This is a genomic window from Kitasatospora sp. NPDC004272 (genome assembly GCF_053603035.1).
Genome location: NZ_JBSGET010000001.1, coordinates 83,162 through 99,673, shown reverse-complemented (window position 1 = coordinate 99,673; position 16,512 = coordinate 83,162). Strand labels below are relative to the sequence as shown.

Here is a 16,512-nt window from a genome sequence, read left to right as displayed (position 1 = left end):
ACTCCCGCCGTCGAGCCCGACGGCCCTGCTGGGATCATCATCCGCAAACGGAGGAACACGGCAGGGAGTGCTCGACGTGGCAGCGGACCACCCGAAGTCCGAACCGGACACCGCACCGCCCGCACTGCCCGCACCGGGCGGCGGGCCGGCGGCCCCGGGCACCGCACCGTCCGGACCGGACGGCGGAACGCCCGGCGCGGCGGTGCCGTCCGACACGGCCGTGCCAGCCGCGCCGGCCGCGCCGCTCAGCGCGTTCGCGCCGCTCGGCGCCGACGTACCGTTCAGCGCCACCACGCCGTTCGACGCGTCCGTGCCGCTCGGCGCCACCACGCCGCTCGGCGCGTCCGTGCCGTTCGACCCGGACAGCGGGCTGCCCGAGGAGGATGCCACCCAGCTCTACCTGGCCGTCCTCGCCGCCGGCGGCCGGATACCGTTCGACGGGCCGTCCGTGCTCGGCCCCGAAATCACCCGCGAACGCCAACGGGCCCTGCTGGAACAGCTGGTGACGATCGGCCTGGTCCTGCCCAACCGGATCGACCGCTGCTACGTCGCGGTCAGCCCGCGCGCCGTCGTCGAACGCCTCGGCGCCGAACTGCGCTCCCGCGCCACCCGGCTGCTGCTCGACGCCAACCGGCTGCCCACCGCCCTCGACCCGCTCGCCCGGGCCTACGACGCCGTCCCCCGGCCCACCGACCGGACCGGACAGGCCGTCTACGTCGACGGCCAGGAGGACATCCGGCTGCGGATCGCCCAACTGGTCTCCGACTGCCGGCTCGAACTGCTCAGCGCCCAGCCCGGCCTGCGCCCGCCCGCCGTCCTCGAACTCGCCCACACCCAGGACCGGCGGATGCTCGGCCGGGGCGCCACCCTGCGCGCCCTCTACCAGCCCGTCGCGCTCACCGAGGACAGCGCCGTCCGGCACGCCACCTCGATGACCGAGCACGGCGCCCAACTGCGCGTCCTGGACGAGCCGTTCCTCCGCCTGATCGTCATCGACCGGCGGGTCGCCGTCATCCCCGCCACCGAGGACCACAACCGCGCCGCATTCGTCGAGGACCCCGCCGCCATCGCCTACCTGGTCGCGGGATTCGAACGCGACTGGGCCCGGGCCGAACAGGTCCACTGGCACCACCTCGACACCCGCACCCTCACCCGCACCATCACCGACCGGGTCGGCCGCCTGCTCGCCCAGGGCCTCACCCAGCGCGCCGTCGCCACCCGCCTCGGGCTGTCCGAGCGCACGGTGGCCGGCCACATCTCCCGGCTGCGCGACCGGTACGGCGCCGGCACCCTGTTCCAGCTCGGCTGGCTGATGAGAGGCGGCGGCGGGCATGGCTGACCCGAACCCCATGTACGCGGCTCCGGCCGCCCCGGCCGCCCCGACGGTCACCGCCGTTCCCGCCCCGGCCCCCGCGGCCGAGCGCGGCCCGATAGACGAACGGGCCTGGCGCCTCTACCTGGACGTCCTCGAAGCCGGCGGCCGGATCACGGCCGACGCCGTCCCCGACGCCGGTCCCGTCCCCGCCCTCGCACCCGTCCCCGTCCCCGGCTTCGATCCGCTCGCCGAACTGCTGCGCACCGGCCTGCTGGTGTCCGACGGCCTGGACGCCTCCTACCTGGCCGTCGACCCCCGCTTCGTGGCCGACACCCTCGGCACCGAGATGAACGCGGAGGCCGCCCGCCTGCTCAACCGGGCCGAGCGCCTGATCGCCGACCTCGACCCGCTGATCGCCGCCTACGACAGCGTGCCCCGCCCGTCCGAGGCCGGCTCCGCCGACGTCCAGATCGCCGGACGCGAGCACATCCGGCAGCGGATCGCCCAACTCGGCGCCTCCTGCCGGGAAGAGGCCCTGACCGCCCAGCCCGGACACGCCCTGCCCGCCGCCCTGGAACTGTCCCTGCGCCAGGAACTCCCGCTGCTGCGCCGCGGCTGCCGGATCCTCACCCTCTACCAGCCCACCGCCCTCGCCGAACCCGCCGTGATCCGCTACGCCGCCACCGTCACCGAGGCCGGCGGCGAGGTCCGACTGCTCGACGAGCCCTTCCAACGCGTCCTGGTCTTCGACCGCACCACCGCCGTGGTGCCCGCCTCCGACGACCTCGGCCGGGCCGCCGTGCTCTCCGACCCCGCCACCGTGGCGATGATCGTCGCCAACTTCGACCGCGACTGGGAGCGGGCCGAACGCGTCAGCTGGAGCACCCTGCTCGACAGCGCCCCCGCCCGGACCGCCGTCGACCAGATCGGCCGCCTGCTCGCCCAGGGCCTGACCCAGAAGGCCATCGCCACCCGCCTCGGGCTGTCCGAGCGCACCGTGGCCGGCCACATCTCCCGGCTGCGCGAACGCTACGGCGCCGAGACGCTCTTCCAACTCGGCTGGCTGATGCGGAAGGGCGAACGACATGCCTGAGCCCGTGCCCGCCGTGCCCGCCGCACCGAACGGGGCCGAGAAGGCGCTGTACCTGTCCGTGCTGCGTTCCGGCGGGCGGGTCTCGCTGCGGGAGGTGATGGAGCAGGACGCCACCGCCGCCACCCGGCTGCTGGAACTGCGTCTGCTGGTGCACTCCGAAGTGAACGGCTGGGTGGTGGCCGTCAACCCGCGGGCGGCCGGGGTGCAGCTCAGCGCCGACCTGCGGGGGAGGGCCGCCGGGCTGCTGGCCCGGGCAGACCGGGCGGCGGACGACCTGGACGAACTGATCGAGTCGTACGACAGCGCCCAGCGCCGCAGCGACCCGGCCGCGCTGATCACCCACCTGAGCTCGCTGGAGCAGATCCAGCAGCGGCTGCTGGTGGTCGAGGCCGAGTACCGGGAGGAGGGCCTGGCCGCCCAGCCCGGGGAGCGCCCACCCGAGTACCTGGACGACAACTCGCGGATGCGGCAGGCCCTCGCCCGCGGTGTCACGGCGAACGTCCTCTACCAGCCGGTCGCCCGCCGGACCCCGTACACCGCCGCCTACGCGGCCGAGGCCACCGGCTGGGGCATGCGGCTGCGGGTGCTCGATGAGCCGTTCGCCCGGATGATGATCTTCGACCGCCGGGTCGCGGTCATCTCCACCGCCACCGCCAACGTCACCGCCGCCTTCATCGAGGATCCTGCCGTGGTCGACCACCTGGTCGGCGTCTTCCTCCGCGACTGGGAGCGCGCCGTCCGGGTCCCGTGGTTCGACACGGTCGGCCGCGAGCTGCCCGAAGTGCTTCACCGGGTGGGCGAGTTGCTCGCCGCCGGTCTGACCCAGAAGGCCGTCGCCTCCCGCCTCGGCCTGTCCGAGCGGACGGTGGCCGCCCACATCGCCCGGCTGCGCGAACGCTACGACGCCGAGACGCTCTTCCAGCTCGGCTGGCTGATGCGGGACGGCGGCCGGCATGCCTGAACCCGTGTACACCGGGCCGAACGCGGCCGACAAGGCGCTCTACCTCTCCGTGCTGCGGACCGGCGGCCGGGTCTCGGCCCGGGAGGCGGCCGAGCAGGACGCCGCCGCCACCGCCCGGCTGCTCGCGCTCGGCCTGCTGGTGCACCACGACGAGAGCGAGCAGCTCACCGCGGTCAACCCGCGCACCGTCAGCGGGCGGCTGAGCCGGGAACTGCGGGAGGCCGGTACCCGGCTGTTCGAGGCGGCCGAGCACGTCCCCGCCGGACTCGACCACCTCACCGACGCGTACGACAGCGCCGCCCGCCGCGAGGACCACGGGCAGCAGATCACCCACGTGCTGGACGTGGACCGGATCCGGCACCGCCTGCTCCAGATCGAGGCGGACTTCCGCGAGGAGGTGCTGGCCGCCCAGCCCGGCCGACGCCCGCCGGTGTACCTGGAGAAGAGCGCCCGCACCGAGAAGGCACTGGCGGCCGGTGCCCGGATGGACATCCTCTACCAGCCCGTCAGCGGCTCCGACCCGGCGGTGATCGACTACGCGGTGCGGGCCACCGGCTGGGGCATGCGGCTGCGCGTCCTGGACGAGGACTTCGCCCGGATGCTGGTCTTCGACCGCAAGGTGGCGATCATCTCCACGTCCGCCGACAACCGCACCGCCGCCTTCATCGAGGACCCCGCAGTGGTCGACCACCTGGCCCGGCTCTTCCTCCGCGACTGGGAGCGCGCCGAACGCGTCCCCTGGCACGACCGCGCGGGCGACGGCGTCCCCCCGGCCGCCGAACGGATCGGCCACCTGCTCGTCACCGGCCTCACCCAGAAGGCGGTGGCCTCCCGACTGGGCCTGTCCGAACGCACCGTCGCCGAACACATCGCCCGGCTGCGCGAGCGCTACGACGCGGCCACCCTGTTCCAGCTCGGCTGGCTGATGCGGGAGGGCACCCGGTGACCGCGAGCCTGCCGAACGAGTCCGAGCGCGCCCTGTACCGCGAAGTGCTCGCCCAGGGCGGCCGGGTGCTGTTCCGCGAGGCGATGCAGCAGGACCCGGACGCCACCCTGCGGCTGATCGGTCTCGGCCTGCTCGTCCGGCACGACACCGACGAGTCGCTGACGGCCGTCAACCCGCGCGCGGTCGGTGCCCGGCTCAGCAGCGAACTGCGCGGCGCGGCCACCCGGAAACTGGTGCAGGCCGAACGGGCCGCCGAGCAACTGGACGACCTGACCCACGCGTACGACAGCACCCCGCAGCGCGTCGACCGGCGTAGCGAGGTGCAGCACGTCGTGACCGGCCAGCAGATCCGGCACCGGATCATGCAGATCGAGGCCGAGATGCGCGAGGAGACGCTCGCCTACCAGCCCGGCGGTGCCAGGCCCACCCGCTTCATGCGGCAGTCCTTGGTCCGCGACCGGCACTTCCTCGCGGCCGGGGTCGCCCTGCGCACCCTCTACCAGCCCGGCGCCCTCACCCACCGGCCCACCGTCTCCTACGCGGCCTCGGTGACACGGGCGGGGGAGGGCATCCGGGTCCTGGACGAGCCGTTCCGGAAGATGCTGATCTTCGACCGCAGGATCGCCATCATCAGCGCCGCCCCCGATGACAGCAGCGCCGCCTTCGTCGAGGACCCGGCGGTGCTGTCCACCATGATCGGCCTGTTCGAGCGCGACTGGGCGCGGGCCGCGATCGTGGACTGGCACGCCCTGGCGGGCCGTCCGCGCGAGACGGGTGTGCCGTCGGAGCTGACCGGTCTCCTCGCCGCCGGTCTGACGCAGAAGGCGATCGCCTCCCGCCTCGGCCTGTCCGAGCGGACGGTGGCCGCCCACATCGCCCGGCTGCGGGAGCAGCACGACGCCGAAACCCTGTTCCAGCTCGGCTGGTTGATGCGCGGAGGGGCCTGAGATGGTGGTCCGGTTGCCGAACGAGGCCGAGCGCGCGTTGTACCGTGAGGTCATCGCGCAGGGCGGGATGGTGCTGTTCCGCGAGGCGATGGAGCAGGATCCGGATGCCGCCCTCGGGCTGATCGGGCTCGGGTTGCTGCTGCACCACGACTACGGGGAGATGCTGACGGCCGCCCACCCGGGGGCGTTCGGCGAGCGGGTGAGTTCCGAGCTGCGCAGTTCGGCGGCGGGGAAGCTGCTGGCGGCCGAGCGGGCCGCGGCCCAGCTGGAGGACCTGGTGCAGGCGTACGACGCCGCCGTTCGGCGCGGTCGTTCGGCGCGGCCGCTGCAGCTGGTGACGGGGCAGCAGATCACGCACCACATCGCCCGGATCGAGTCCGAGATGCGCGAGGAGACGCTGGCGGCGCAGCCCGGCGGGGCCCGGCCGATCCACGACATGCGGCAGACCAGGGTCCGTTCGCTGGGTTTCCTGGCGAACGGCATCGAGTTGCGCTCGATCTACCAGCCCGGGGCCGTCGCCGACCCGGCCACCGTCGCCTACGCGGCCGAACTCACCGACGCGGGCGAGCGGTTCCGGGTCCTGGACGAGCCGTTCCGCCGGATGGTGATCTTCGACCGCCGGGCCGCGGTCGTCTCGGCGTCCCCGGACGACCGCCAGGCCGTGCTGGTGGAGGACCCGGCGGTGCTGGCCACCCTGGTGGGCCTGTTCGAGCGCGACTGGGCGCGGGCCGAGCGGGTCGACTGGCAGGCGCTGGACGGGCGTTCGCGCGAGAGCGGGGTGCCGCCCGAGCTCACCGATCTCCTCGCCGCGGGCCTGACCCAGCGGGCGATCGCCTCCCGGCTGGGGCTTTCGGAGCGGACGGTGGCCGGGCACATCGCCCGGCTGCGGGAGTTCTACGATGCGGAGACCCTGTTCCAGCTCGGCTGGCAGCTGCGCGGGGCGTCCGGACGACCCACCGCACCGCCGGGGTGACCCGGGTGCGGACGGCCAAGAGGAGTGGGACCTGTGAGCGAGTCGAACGCAGCCGCCCTGCCGAGCGAGTCGGAGCGGCGGCTGTACCAGCAGATCCTGGACCAGGGCGGGCGGGTGTCGTTCCGGGAGGCGGTCGAGCAGGACCCGACCGGGGTGCTGCGGCTGATGGAGCTCGGCCTGCTGGTGCACGACGCCGCCGACCAGGCGCTCACGGCGGTCAATCCGCGGGCGGTCAGCGACCGGATCAGTGCCGAGCTGCGCGCCGAGGGCACCCGGATGCTGCTGCGCGCCGAGGAGATGCCGACGCTGCTGGAGGACCTCACCCACGCCTACGACGCGACCCCCCGCCGGGCCGACCGCTCCAGCGTGGTGCAGCACGTCGACCGGACCGAGCAGATCCGGCACCGCGTCCTGCAGTTGGCGAGCGAGGCGTACGAGGAGGAGCTGTCCCTGCACCCGGGCGGAGCCGGGCCGGCCGACCAGTTGGAGGCGGCGCTGGAGCGCAAGCGGCGCTTCCTGGAGAGCGGTGCGAGCGTCCGCACCGTCTACGAGCCGACCGCGCTGCTGGACGAGACGACGGTCCGCTGGGCGGAGAGGGTCACCGGCTGGGGAGGCCGGTTCCGCACCTTGAGCGAACCCTTCAGCAGAATGTTGATCTTCGACCGCCGGATCGCCGTCGTTCCGGCTTCGGCCGACAATTCGAGTGCCGCGTTCATCGAGGACCCGGCCGTGGTCTCGTTCCTGGTCGCCGCCTTCGAGCGGGACTGGGAACGGGCCGAGCGGATCCGCTGGCGCTCCGCCGAGCACGAGGGCGAGAGCGTGGTGCCGGTGCACGAGCAGGTGGGCCGACTGCTCGCCCAGGGTCTGACCCAGAAGACCGTCGCCTCCCGGTTGGGCCTCGGCGAACGCACGGTCGCCGCGCACATCTCCCGGCTGCGCGAACTCCACGATGCGGAGACGCTGTTCCAGCTGGGCTGGCAGATGCGGGGAGCCGGGGAGCGGGAGGACTGACGTCCCGTCAGCCGGTGGCGATCTCCGGGGACCAGAAGCCGTACGGGCCGGCGTGCTCGCGGCGCGGGCGCGGGAACTGCTCGCCGGGCGCGGTCCAGAAGCCGCCGCGCAGCGACAGCGCCATTCCGGCCCAGTCCAGCGCGGTCTCCACGGTGTGGTGCAGCGCCTCCTGCGACCAGGTGTCGTCGAACACCAGCGGCAGCACCGGCGAGACCTGCTCGATGGTCGCGATCAGCGGGTTGTGCGTGATCGCCTCGTCCACCAGCAGCACGATCGGCTTGCGCAGCGCCGACGCCCAGCCGAGCTCCAGGCTCACCCCGGCCGACAGCGGCGCACCCACGTACGCGAACACCAGGTCCGCGCTCTGCATCGCCCGGAAGTCGGAGGGCACCCGCTGCTCCGGCGCCCGCCCCGCCACCGTCCACGCGTCGCTGTGGTGCGCGCTGTACACCGCGGCCCCGCTGTCCAGCAGCGTGCTGCGCAGCGTGGTCAGCCGCGTCCGGCTCGCCAGCGTCACCACACTGTCCGCCGGCCCGGTCAGCCGCATCAGCGGCGCGGCCAGGAAGACTCGTGCGCGGCGCCCTTCGGCGCGGTGCTGCAGGTGGGACTCACTCATGTCGACTCCGGGGGGATTGCCTACTGGAAGAGACCGCAACCGGTAGGTGCCGTTGAAGATGGCTGCTCAGTGGGACAGTGCGGGAGTTTTGTGGATCTCTTCTTGAATGGGCATCGGCAAGTGTGGTCGGCTTGACGAGACCATTGGAAGCAAACTGATCGTCCATCGCGGAGTCTGCCGACGTCCAGGTTTGCGCGGTGTCATCTGGATGCCTGGCAGTGAGATGTCACGTCTCTGGGGAACCGGGGAGTGACAGCCTGTGGTGTGTGCGGCACAATGATGCAGGTTGTCGACTGGCGTGATCGGATCAAATCGACACTGGAAACCGGAGAGTGGCCATGATGTCCCGCATACGCAAGTTTGTGGCGAGGGTAGTGCTTCCTGCCGCCTTTGGACTGGCGGTACTGGGGGGCGGTGCTTTGGCGGGCGACCACGACTCCACTCCGAAGTCTGATGTGTCCATGACCATGAAGTTGATGGACATTTACTGGAACTGAGCGGGGAGCGCTAGCTTTCCCATTCCTTTGCCAGTTCGTTTCCCTCTTCCTCGTCCAGGGAGATCGGAAGCACTCCGCCGTCGCCGGTGGGGACGAGAGCGGGGGAGGGGGTCGAGGAGCGGCCGAGCGCATAGCCGAGCTGGAACAGCGAATCGACGTTGTAGTCGTCCCGCATTTCGGCGATGTGCCGCGCCAGCGTTCGCTCGCTGATTCCGAGTCGGCGTGCGATTACCCGGTGGTTCGTTCCGGACAGCAGCAGATCGATGATCGTCTGCCGGAGCCGCGATACCACCTGCTGGGGCACCGCCCGGTCGCCGTCGAATTCGAGGGCCCGTCCCCAGCTCCGTTCGAATACCTCTTCGACGAGGAAGTCGATGACCGCCTGGTCGTGGATGAACGCGGCCAGGCTCATGTCGTCCACGGCGGGGATGACTGCCACCCGGCGGTCCAGGATGATCAGTCTGGTGTACGGCTCGTCCAGCGTCCGGAACTGCCAGCCGGCCGCCGCGAGCGTGGCCACGTAGTCGCGGGTGGGCTGGTGGTACCTGGTGCTGGCGTGGTAGATCGTCCTCATCGTGGTGCCGCCCTGAACCGTCTTCAGGTCTTCTTGCAGGCCGGCCGTCAGCATCTCCGTGGGCCGCGGACCGCCCGGCTGCATGGCGAGCGCTTCTTTGATCCCGGCCCGGCCGAGTTGTTGGACGCGCTGGTTGATGAGCGACTTTCCGCGGACGTACTCGACGACTCCACCGCTCTGCCCCGGGGCGTGGAATTTTTCCGCCAGTTCCGCGAATTCTTCCGGCACGGAGACCGCCTGCGTGAGCAGTTCCAGTGCTTGGCGCTGCCACCGGGTGCTGAGCGAAGAGGAGAGCTGGGCGGGATCGGTCGCGATGAATACCGCTGGATCGTCGGAGTCGGCTACCAGGAGTCCGATTCTGGCGAGTTCTTCGATGGCGGCGGCATCGGATTCCTCGCGGGTGTCGACCGTGCCGGAATTCTGGTTAATGGCGCGGAGGTAGAGGCTGCGGGCGGCTTGTGAGAGATTGCCACCACGCCAGGCTGCGGGTCCTGGCTGCTCCCGGGCGCTCATCCTGACCCCCTTGTCGTTGACCTGGCAATCAATCGGCGGACTTCCGCTCTGGTGATCCTATGGCCCGACCTGGTCCGGGAGCCGGGAATATGTGGCACTGCGGTCCGAGGCACTCTCTCACGGACACGCGAGCCGCCGACACCCCCCGATGGACAGGGGTGCCGGCGGCTCGGTGCCACGTGGCCGTCGCGCTCAGCGCCTGGGCCGCCACACCACCAGCGCGCTGGACTGCTGGACCTGCTGGTAGGGCACCAGGTCGCGGCGGTAGGAGGCGTGGACGGCGGCCTCGCGCTGCTGGAGGGTGGCGGCGGCGCCCTCCAGGGCGTCGACGAGTTCGCCGACCCGGGACTGCAGGGCGGCGACCTGGTTCTCCAGTTCGATGATCCGCTTGATGCCGGCCAGGTTGATGCCCTCGTCCTGGGAGAGGCGTTGGACCTCGCGCAGCTGCTGGATGTCCCGGGCGGAGTAGCGGCGGCCGCGCCCGGCGGTGCGGTCGGGGCTGACCAGGCCGAGGCGGTCGTACTGGCGGAGGGTCTGCGGGTGCAGGCCGGAGAGCTCGGCGGCGACGGAGATGACGTAGACCGGGGTGTCCTCGGTGAGGACGTACGGCGGTGCGGCGGCGCGAGGGCGGCCGCCGCCGGGCAGGCCCTCGCCGAGACCGGGGCCGGGGCCGATCCGGCCGGTGCCGTCGCCGCCGTGACTACTGTCGGAGTGGGGACTCATCGGGATCTCACGCTCCCTCCGCCGCCTTGAACAGGGCGGCTCGCGGGTCGTCCGAGGCGGTGGCCTCGCGGTACTGCTCCAGTGCGGTCAGCGCGTCTCCGTCGACGTGCTTGGGCACCGTGACCTCCACGGTGACCAGCAGGTCGCCGCGAGTGCCGTCCTTGCGGGTGGCGCCCTTGCCGCGGGCCCGCATGGTCAGGCCGTTCGCGCTGCCGGGCGGCAGTTTGAGCTTCACGGCCGGGCCGTTCAGGGTCGGCACCTCGATGGTGCCGCCGAGCGCGGCCTCGGGGAAGCTGACCGGCACGGTGACCGTGAGGTTGTCGCCCTTGCGTCCGAACACCGGGTGCGGGTCGACGTGCACGGTGACGTACAGGTCTCCGGGTTGGCCGCCGCGCTCGCCCTGGGCGCCCTTGCCCTTGAGCCTGATCCGCTGGCTGTCCTGCACCCCGGCCGGGATGCGGACCTGCATGGTGCGGGCCGAGGAGGCCCGGCCGCTGCCGTGGCAGACGGTGCAGGGGTCGTCGACGATCATGCCGCGGCCCTTGCAGTCCCGGCAGGGCTCGGAGAGCGCGAAGGCGCCCTGGCCCCGGCTGACGGTGCCCGCGCCGACGCAGGTCGGACAGACCCGCGGAGTGGTGCCGGCCTTGGCGCCGGTGCCGGCGCAGGCGCGGCAGGCGGCCTGGGAGGTCATCCGCAGCGGCACGGTCGCGCCGTCCACGGCCTCCTCGAAGTTCAGCGTGACCTCGGTCTCGACGTCCGCGCCGCGCCGCGGCTGGGCGGTCTGCCGTCCGCCGCGGTTGAACAGGCCGCCGAACACGTCGCCGATCCCGCCGCCGCCCGTGCCGCTCCCGCCGTTGAACAGGTCGCCGAAGTCGAAGCCGCCGGCCGCGCCCGCCCCGCCGGGCCGGAAGCCGCCGCCCGCGAACAGCGAGCGGGCCTCGTCGTACTCCTTGCGGCGCTTCTCGTCGGAGAGCACGTCGTACGCCTCGGAGATGTCCTTGAACCGCTCCTCGGCCTTGGCGTCACCCTTGTTGGCGTCCGGGTGGAACTCGCGGGCCAGCTTGCGGTAGGTCTTCTTGATCTCTGCGGCGGTGGCGTCCTTGGGCACGCCGAGGACCTTGTAGTAGTCCTTCTCCACGTAGTCCTTAGCGCTCATGGCCTTTGACCGCCACCTCCCGGAAAGCCGAAGTTCTGTTGCCTGTCGGCACCGCGGCGCGGTGCCCTGATACGGCGCTGCGGAGCCGGCCGCCGTACTGGACGACGTACGACTCCGCAGCGCACGGGGACTCTACTCAGCTGTCGGACGAACCGTCAGCCTTGTCGCCGTCCGGCTCGCCGGTGGTCTGGGTGCCCGGCTGGGGCTCCGCGACCGCGACCATCGCCGGGCGGATGATCCGCTCGCCGATCCGGTACCCGGGCTGGAGGATCTGCACGCAGGTGTCCTCCGTCACGTCCGACGAGTAGCTGTGCATCAGCGCCTCGTGGATGGTCGGGTCGAAGGGCTCGCCCTCCTTGCCGAACTGCTGCAGCCCGAGCTTGGCGACGACCGTCTCCAGGGACTCGGCCACCGACTTGAAGCCGCCGGTCACCTCGCCGTGCTCGCGGGCCCGGCCGATGTCGTCCAGCACCGGGACCAGCGACTCCAGGATGTTGGAGACGGCGATCTCGCGGACGGTGGAGCGGTCGCGCTCGACCCGCTTGCGGTAGTTCTGGTACTCGGCCTGGAGCCGCTGCAGGTCCGCGGTGCGCTCGCCGGCCTCGCGCTTGGCGGCGGCCAGCTCGTCGGCACCGGCGCCCGCGACGGCCTCCTCGGCTGCCTTGAGCACGGCCTCCTCGGCGGCGGAGTCGTCGCCGGGCTGCTCGCCCTGCGGCTTCTCCGTCATGCCGCACCGCCCTTGGGCTTCTCGTCGTCGACGATCTCGGCGTCGACCACGTCGTCGTCCTTGGCGCCCGCCTCGCCGGCACCGGCCGCACCGGCCGCCGCGCCCGCGCCGTCGGCCTGCGCGTACAGCGCCGCGCCGAGCTTCTGGGCGGTGGTGGAGACCTTCTCGGTGGCGGTGCGGATGGCCGCGATGTCCTCGCCCTTGAGGGCTTCCTTGAGCTCGGAGATCGCGGTCTCGACCTCGGTCTTGACGTCGGCCGGGAGCTTGTCCGCGTTGTCCGCGATGAACTTCTCGGTCGAGTAGACGAGCTGCTCGCCCTGGTTGCGGGTCTCGACGGCCTCGCGGCGCTTGGTGTCCTCCTCCGCGTAGCGCTCGGCCTCCTCGCGCATGCGGTTGACCTCGTCCTTCGGCAGCGAGGAGCCGCCGGTGACGGTCATCTTCTGCTCCTTGCCGGTGCCGAGGTCCTTCGCGGCCACGTGCATGATGCCGTTGGCGTCGATGTCGAAGGTGACCTCGATCTGCGGCAGGCCGCGGGGGGCCGGCGGCAGGCCGGTCAGCTCGAACATGCCGAGCTTCTTGTTGTACGCCGCGATCTCGCGCTCGCCCTGGTACACCTGGATCTGCACGGAGGGCTGGTTGTCCTCGGCGGTGGTGAAGATCTCGGAGCGCTTGGTCGGGATCGTGGTGTTGCGCTCGATCAGCTTGGTCATGATGCCGCCCTTGGTCTCGATGCCGAGGGACAGCGGGGTGACGTCGAGCAGCAGGACGTCCTTGACCTCGCCCTTGAGCACGCCGGCCTGCAGGGAGGCGCCGATGGCGACGACCTCGTCCGGGTTGACGCCCTTGTTGGCGTCCTTGCCGCCGGTCAGCTCCTTGACGAGCTCGGCGACGGCCGGCATGCGGGTCGAGCCGCCGACCAGGACCACGTGGTCGATCTCGGACAGCTGGATGCCGGCGTCCTTGATCACGTTGTGGAACGGGACCTTGCAGCGGTCCAGCAGGTCGGCGGTGAGCTGCTGGAACTGGGAGCGGCTGAGCTTCTCGTCCAGGTGCAGCGGGCCCTCGGCGGAGGCCGTGATGTAGGGCAGGTTGATCGAGGTCTCCGAGGAGGAGGACAGCTCGATCTTGGCCTTCTCGGCGGCCTCGCGCAGGCGCTGGACGGCCATCTTGTCCTTGGACAGGTCGACGCCGTGGCCGGCCTGGAAGACCTTCACCAGGTGGTCGACGACCCGCTGGTCCCAGTCGTCGCCGCCGAGGTGGTTGTCGCCGTTGGTGGCCTTGACCTCGACCACGCCGTCGCCGATCTCCAGCAGCGACACGTCGAAGGTGCCGCCGCCGAGGTCGAAGACCAGGATGGTCTGGTCGTCCTTGTCCAGGCCGTAGGCCAGGGCGGCCGCGGTCGGCTCGTTGACGATGCGCAGGACGTTCAGGCCCGCGATCTCGCCGGCCTCCTTGGTGGCCTGGCGCTCGGAGTCGTTGAAGTACGCCGGGACGGTGATGACGGCGTCGGTGACCGTCTCGCCCAGGTACGCCTCGGCGTCCCGCTTGAGCTTCTGCAGGACGAAGGCGGAGATCTGCTGCGGCGTGAAGTCCTTGCCGTCGATGCCGATCTTCCAGTCGGTGCCCATGTGGCGCTTGACCGAGCGGATGGTCCGGTCGACGTTGGTGACCGCCTGGCGCTTGGCGACCTCGCCGACGAGCACCTCGCCGTTCTTGGCGAAGGCGACGACGGACGGCGTGGTCCGAGCGCCCTCGGCGTTGGTGATGACCGTGGGCTCACCGCCCTCAAGAACACTGACGACGGAGTTCGTCGTACCGAGGTCGATGCCGACCGCGCGTGCCATCGTGAATACCTCCGGGGAAGAAGTTGAGCAGTACGGACTCAAGGATGCACGACTAATCCGACGGCGTCAACAGCTTTGAGTCCGTGTCGCTCAACTTTACTGAGCGCTTATGTCGCGCGGGTCGGAGCGGCTGCTCCGGGCGGGTGAGTCTGGGCTTAGTGACTGCCGCCATACCTTGAACATCTTCTGGTGGAGTGTTAACGAGCGGTAATGTCCGGCGGGTCAGCCCTCCAAGTTACCGACCAGTACACTCTGTGGAGGACTGGGCACCACTGGGAACAAGCCGCTGGAGACGGAGAGCCGATGCAGCTAGCAGCGATCGTCATCTCGCTGGTCACCTTCGTGATCGGCACCGCGCTCGCCGCCCGTGCGGCGCTGCACATCTACAAGGTGGTGCGCACCGGCGCCGCCGACACCACCCGGTTCGGACGGCCCGCGCAGCGGACCGCCACCGTGGCCAAGGAGTTCCTCGGCCACACCCGGATGAACCGCTGGGGCGTCGTCGGCGTCGCCCACTGGTTCGTCGCGGTCGGCTTCTTCTCGCTGGTGCTCACCCTGGTGAACGCCTTCGGGCAGCTCTTCGACGCCGAGTTCGTGCTCCCGGTGATCGGCCACTGGCTGCCCTGGAACGTCTTCGTCGAACTGATCGGCACCCTCACCACCCTGGGCATCCTCACCCTGATGGTGATCCGCCTGCTCAGCCTGCCCTCCCGGGCCGGCCGCAAGTCCCGGTTCGCCGGCTCGATCGCCTGGCAGGCGTTCTACGTCGAGTACACGATCCTCGGCATCGGCCTGTGCATCATGATGCTGCGCGGCCTGGAGGGCGCCCTCGAAGGCGTCGACTCCTACGACCCGGCCTACCTGGTCTCGTACCCGATCGCCGCCGCCTTCCACGGCACCGCGCACGGCACCCTGGTCAACCTGGTCTACCTGTTCGCGATGCTGAAGATCTGCATCTCCTTCGCCTGGGCGATCACCATCGGCGTCAACCCCTCGATGGGCGTCGCCTGGCACCGCTTCCTGGCGTTCTTCAACATCTACTTCAAGCGCGCGGAGGACGGCGGCACCGCGCTCGGCGCGCTGCGCCCGATGACCAGCGGCGGCGCCCCGATCGACTTCGAGGACCCGGCGGACGACGCGGTGTTCGGCGTCTCCCAGGTCGAGCACTTCTCCTGGAAGGGCATCCTCGACTTCTCCACCTGCACCGAGTGCGGCCGCTGCCAGTCGCAGTGCCCGGCCTGGAACACCGGCAAGCCGCTGTCGCCCAAGCTGCTGATCATGAGCCTGCGCGAGCACGCCTTCGCCAAGGCCCCGTACCTGCTGGCGGGCGGCGGCAAGTCGATGGAGGGCGAGGAGAAGGCCACCGCCGAGCAGCTCGCCGACGTCCCCGCGTCCGCGCTGGCCGAGGCCGAGCGCCCGCTGATCGGCACCGCGGAAGAGAACGGCGTCATCGACCCGGACGTGCTGTGGTCCTGCACCACCTGCGGCGCCTGCGTCGAGCAGTGCCCGGTCGACATCGAGCACATCGACCACATCGTCGACATGCGCCGCTACCAGGTGATGATCGAGAGCAGCTTCCCGACCGAGGCCGGGACGATGCTCAAGAACCTGGAGAACAAGGGCAACCCGTGGGGCCTGGCCACCAAGGCGCGGCTCGACTGGGTCAAGGAGCTGAAGAAGGAGACCGGCATCGAGGTGCCGGTGATCGGCGAGGACATCGACCCCGCCGAGGTCGAGTACCTCTACTGGGTCGGCTGCGCCGGCGCGCTGGAGGACCGGGCCAAGAAGACCACCAAGGCGTTCGCCGAACTGCTGCACACCGCGGGCGTGAAGTTCGCGATCCTCGGCAAGGAGGAGACCTGCACCGGTGACTCCCCGCGCCGCCTGGGCAACGAGTTCCTGTTCCAGATGCTCGGCGCGCAGAACGTCGAGACCCTGAACGCCGCGCTGGAGGACGCACCCACCAAGCGGATCGTGGCCACCTGCCCGCACTGCTTCAACACCATCGCCAACGAGTACCCGCAGCTCGGCGGCCACTTCGAGGTCATCCACCACACCCAGCTGCTCCAGCACCTGATCGACGAGGGCAAGCTGCTGCCGGTCAACCCGGTGGAGGGCCTGATCACCTACCACGACCCGTGCTACCTCGGCCGGCACAACAAGGTCTACACCCCGCCGCGCGAGATCATCGGCAAGGTGCCCGGCCTGCGCAGCGAGGAGATGCACCGGCACAAGGAGCGCGGCTTCTGCTGCGGCGCCGGCGGCGCCCGGATGTGGATGGAGGAGCGGATCGGCAAGCGGATCAACACCGAGCGGGTCGACGAGGCGTTGTCGCTGAACCCCGACATCGTCTCCACCGCCTGCCCGTTCTGCCTGGTGATGCTCTCCGACTCGGTCAACGGCAAGAAGAACGAAGGCGCGGCCAAGGAGCACCTGAAGGTCGTCGACGTCGCCCAGCTGCTGCTGGAGTCGGTCAAGGCCGCCCCGGCCGCCGAGGCGGAGCCGGTCGAGGCCTGACCCCCGCTCAGCTCCCGGACCCCGGACGCCCGTTGCGGCGCCGGGGTCCCGGCGCGTGCGGGCGGCCGGGCGCCCGGGGAGGCCCCGGGGAGGTTCCGG

General features: G+C 71.1%; 14 protein-coding genes. 8 read left to right on the top strand and 6 right to left on the bottom strand.

Annotated elements, in window-relative coordinates:
* Positions 1 to 76 precede the first annotated feature (76 nt).
* The 7 genes from ACWEO5_RS00430 to ACWEO5_RS00400 are packed head-to-tail and all read left to right on the top strand — an operon-like array spanning position 77 to position 7,246.
* Positions 77 to 1,339, top strand: coding sequence for a LuxR C-terminal-related transcriptional regulator (locus tag ACWEO5_RS00430; RefSeq protein WP_452158679.1), 1,263 nt, complete (start codon positions 77 to 79; stop codon positions 1,337 to 1,339).
* Positions 1,332 to 2,408, top strand: a complete 1,077-nt coding sequence (locus tag ACWEO5_RS00425; RefSeq protein WP_452158677.1) for a LuxR C-terminal-related transcriptional regulator — start codon at positions 1,332 to 1,334, stop codon at positions 2,406 to 2,408. Before ACWEO5_RS00430 ends, ACWEO5_RS00425 begins: the two co-directional genes overlap by 8 nt.
* The gene (locus ACWEO5_RS00420) at positions 2,401 to 3,369 is read left to right on the top strand and encodes a LuxR C-terminal-related transcriptional regulator (protein WP_452158675.1); all 969 of its coding nucleotides are present in this window, start codon (positions 2,401 to 2,403) and stop codon (positions 3,367 to 3,369) included. Before ACWEO5_RS00425 ends, ACWEO5_RS00420 begins: the two co-directional genes overlap by 8 nt.
* Positions 3,362 to 4,315, top strand: a complete 954-nt coding sequence (locus tag ACWEO5_RS00415; protein ID WP_452158673.1) for a helix-turn-helix transcriptional regulator — start codon at positions 3,362 to 3,364, stop codon at positions 4,313 to 4,315. Before ACWEO5_RS00420 ends, ACWEO5_RS00415 begins: the two co-directional genes overlap by 8 nt.
* Positions 4,312 to 5,262, top strand: a complete 951-nt coding sequence (locus ACWEO5_RS00410) for a LuxR C-terminal-related transcriptional regulator (RefSeq protein ID WP_452158671.1) — start codon at positions 4,312 to 4,314, stop codon at positions 5,260 to 5,262. The genes ACWEO5_RS00415 and ACWEO5_RS00410 overlap by 4 nt, the downstream gene beginning before the upstream one ends.
* Before the next feature lies 1 nt (position 5,263).
* Positions 5,264 to 6,235: a LuxR C-terminal-related transcriptional regulator gene (locus tag ACWEO5_RS00405; RefSeq protein WP_452158669.1), complete on the top strand. Its 972-nt coding sequence runs from the start codon at positions 5,264 to 5,266 to the stop codon at positions 6,233 to 6,235.
* A 33-nt stretch (positions 6,236 to 6,268) separates the two neighbouring features.
* Positions 6,269 to 7,246: a LuxR C-terminal-related transcriptional regulator gene (locus ACWEO5_RS00400; RefSeq protein WP_452158667.1), complete on the top strand. Its 978-nt coding sequence runs from the start codon at positions 6,269 to 6,271 to the stop codon at positions 7,244 to 7,246.
* A gap of 7 nt (positions 7,247 to 7,253) precedes the next feature.
* Here the strand turns inward: ACWEO5_RS00400 and ACWEO5_RS00395 are convergent, their stop codons facing one another.
* The 6 genes from ACWEO5_RS00395 to dnaK all read right to left on the bottom strand — a co-directional run bounded on the left by ACWEO5_RS00395 (position 7,254) and on the right by dnaK (position 13,896).
* Positions 7,254 to 7,862, bottom strand: a complete 609-nt coding sequence (locus tag ACWEO5_RS00395) for a hypothetical protein (RefSeq protein WP_452158665.1) — start codon at positions 7,860 to 7,862, stop codon at positions 7,254 to 7,256.
* A 507-nt stretch (positions 7,863 to 8,369) separates the two neighbouring features.
* Entirely contained in the window at positions 8,370 to 9,446 is a 1,077-nt protein-coding gene (locus tag ACWEO5_RS00390; RefSeq protein WP_452158663.1) for a hypothetical protein, read from the bottom strand.
* Positions 9,447 to 9,638: 192 nt separating this feature from the next.
* Positions 9,639 to 10,169 (bottom strand): heat shock protein transcriptional repressor HspR, encoded by a 531-nt coding sequence (locus ACWEO5_RS00385; RefSeq protein WP_452158660.1) that lies wholly within the window; start codon positions 10,167 to 10,169, stop codon positions 9,639 to 9,641.
* A 7-nt stretch (positions 10,170 to 10,176) separates the two neighbouring features.
* Positions 10,177 to 11,325 (bottom strand): molecular chaperone DnaJ, encoded by a 1,149-nt coding sequence (dnaJ, locus tag ACWEO5_RS00380; protein WP_452158658.1) that lies wholly within the window; start codon positions 11,323 to 11,325, stop codon positions 10,177 to 10,179.
* A 136-nt stretch (positions 11,326 to 11,461) separates the two neighbouring features.
* The gene (gene grpE / locus ACWEO5_RS00375) at positions 11,462 to 12,052 is read right to left on the bottom strand and encodes a nucleotide exchange factor GrpE (RefSeq protein WP_030457529.1); all 591 of its coding nucleotides are present in this window, start codon (positions 12,050 to 12,052) and stop codon (positions 11,462 to 11,464) included.
* Positions 12,049 to 13,896, bottom strand: coding sequence for a molecular chaperone DnaK (gene dnaK / locus ACWEO5_RS00370; RefSeq protein WP_344549713.1), 1,848 nt, complete (start codon positions 13,894 to 13,896; stop codon positions 12,049 to 12,051). The genes grpE and dnaK overlap by 4 nt, the downstream gene beginning before the upstream one ends.
* Positions 13,897 to 14,199: 303 nt before the next feature.
* On the opposite strand from dnaK, the gene ACWEO5_RS00365 reads away from it, so the two are divergent.
* On the top strand, positions 14,200 to 16,413 hold the full coding sequence (locus ACWEO5_RS00365) for a (Fe-S)-binding protein (RefSeq protein WP_452158655.1): 2,214 nt from the start codon (positions 14,200 to 14,202) through the stop codon (positions 16,411 to 16,413).
* The last annotated feature ends 99 nt before the right edge of the window (positions 16,414 to 16,512 follow it).

Coding starts and splice junctions, on each gene's coding strand:
- ACWEO5_RS00425 (WP_452158677.1), top strand. CDS start 1,332: ATGGCTGACCCGAACCCCATGTACGCGGCTCCGGCCGCCCCGGCCGCC.
- ACWEO5_RS00420 (WP_452158675.1), top strand. CDS start 2,401: ATGCCTGAGCCCGTGCCCGCCGTGCCCGCCGCACCGAACGGGGCCGAG.
- ACWEO5_RS00415 (WP_452158673.1), top strand. CDS start 3,362: ATGCCTGAACCCGTGTACACCGGGCCGAACGCGGCCGACAAGGCGCTC.
- ACWEO5_RS00405 (WP_452158669.1), top strand. CDS start 5,264: ATGGTGGTCCGGTTGCCGAACGAGGCCGAGCGCGCGTTGTACCGTGAG.
- ACWEO5_RS00395 (WP_452158665.1), bottom strand. CDS start 7,862: ATGAGTGAGTCCCACCTGCAGCACCGCGCCGAAGGGCGCCGCGCACGA.
- ACWEO5_RS00390 (WP_452158663.1), bottom strand. CDS start 9,446: ATGAGCGCCCGGGAGCAGCCAGGACCCGCAGCCTGGCGTGGTGGCAAT.
- ACWEO5_RS00385 (WP_452158660.1), bottom strand. CDS start 10,169: ATGAGTCCCCACTCCGACAGTAGTCACGGCGGCGACGGCACCGGCCGG.
- dnaJ (WP_452158658.1), bottom strand. CDS start 11,325: ATGAGCGCTAAGGACTACGTGGAGAAGGACTACTACAAGGTCCTCGGC.
- grpE (WP_030457529.1), bottom strand. CDS start 12,052: ATGACGGAGAAGCCGCAGGGCGAGCAGCCCGGCGACGACTCCGCCGCC.
- dnaK (WP_344549713.1), bottom strand. CDS start 13,896: ATGGCACGCGCGGTCGGCATCGACCTCGGTACGACGAACTCCGTCGTC.
- ACWEO5_RS00365 (WP_452158655.1), top strand. CDS start 14,200: ATGCAGCTAGCAGCGATCGTCATCTCGCTGGTCACCTTCGTGATCGGC.